The following is a 1,522-nucleotide window of genomic DNA, read 5'->3' as shown; positions in this document are numbered from 1 at the left end:
TTATAAATACTTAAAAGTTTGTTTTATTGATACATTGCAATCTATCCTGCCTGCTAATATAATAAGAGGATTAATAAGCATCCAAACCAATCGAACTTTAATAAGATCCCGCTGACAACCTTCATACATGACCGGTACGGCAATGCAGGAGCAAGCCAATCAAATCATTCGCACTCTCAAGGACAAAGGTCTAAGGGTTACGCCTCAACGTTTTGCTGTCTACGATAATTTGCTATCCCGCAGCGATCATCCAACAGCCGAGCAAATCTTGACTGACCTCAATCAAGCAGCGCCCATTTCGTCTCAAGCAACGGTCTACAGCGCCCTTCAGGCTCTGCGGGGAGTGGGGCTGGTGCGGGAGGTTTTGTTGGAAGAAGGGGTCTCGCGCTACGACGCAAAAGTGGTTCCCCACCACCATTTCCGCTGTCAACACTGTGGCGCGATCGAAGACATTGCATGGGAAACCTTCAGCTCTCTTCAACTGCATCATCTTCGTCCAGGGCTGCAGGTCGATCGCTATGAGGTGACGGTGGAAGGGACGTGCGATCGCTGTCAAGACGCCTCGAATCCTAATCAAGATCCTGATTAATAGGTTGTAAACCTGTGTTGTAGGATGCTGTTCGACCTAGCCGCAGCGCACTCGTAAAGCTTGGATGGGTGACGCTGCGCTGTAACATTCGCGTAGCTATGCCAACATTGACTACAACATTGACTACGACGTCGACTGCAAGTTTGTAGACGACAGGCATCCCTCACAGCTTTTGTCCCGAGGGATAGACCGACAAGAGAGTGATAAGTAAGAGAATGTCATCATGGGCAACATGTAGTTCGACATCACTCAATGCTCAAACCTTATGAGCAAAGGATTGAGCAGAGTTGAGCAGAGACGAGGGTTTAACACCGTCGAAACCCGACAACCTAACTCCCTTGAGTTGAGTCTACCTACTTACAGACACCACGATTGCTTAACTATCCTGTCAACCGGTAAGGCAGCCTGTACGTTGATATAGACCTATGGCATCTCAAGCGATCGTTGGAGAATCTTAGACAAGATGGCTTGTCCTTGATAGTCTGTTAGACTTGCCGCATTGATGCTATCTATGCACAGTCAAGCGCATCTTAAGTTTGGCACCATAGACGATCTTGTCTTTTCTTCACCTTGCCGTGAACACGACCCCCTATGACCTGACATCAAGTCTTGCTGCCGATCGCCCTAGAATTTTACTCGTGGACGATGAGTTAGACAGCATTCGAGCCCTATCTGAATTGTTGATTCAGGAAGGGTATAGAATTCGGCGCGTCACCAATAGTGTCTTTGCTCTGAGATCAGCGTTAACGGAGCCCCCGGATCTCGTGCTGCTAGATGTCATGATGCCTGAGATGGACGGCTATACTCTCTGCCAGGCCCTAAAGCGATCGCCCGAGACGAGCCATGTGCCGGTCATTTTCATGACGGCCTTGAGCGATATTGCTGACAAGGCTAAGGCCTTTGCAGCGGGCGGAGCGGACTATGTGGTCAAGC

Annotated in this window: 2 protein-coding genes; both read left to right on the top strand. The window is 49.1% G+C overall.

What is annotated here, in order from left to right; all coding sequences use genetic code 11:
• The first annotated feature begins 127 nt into the window (after positions 1-127).
• Positions 128-589: a Fur family transcriptional regulator gene (locus V6D20_18130; GenBank protein HEY9817701.1), complete on the top strand. Its 462-nt coding sequence runs from the start codon at positions 128-130 to the stop codon at positions 587-589.
• A gap of 575 nt (positions 590-1,164) precedes the next feature.
• Positions 1,165-1,522, top strand: a 358-nt coding sequence (locus V6D20_18125; GenBank protein HEY9817700.1) for a response regulator, incomplete at its 3' end; no start/stop codon positions are given.

The sequence above is a fragment of the Candidatus Obscuribacterales bacterium genome, assembly GCA_036703605.1.
Classification (GTDB): Bacteria; Cyanobacteriota; Cyanobacteriia; order RECH01; family RECH01; genus RECH01.
This window is presented reverse-complemented; position numbering and strand designations above follow the sequence as displayed.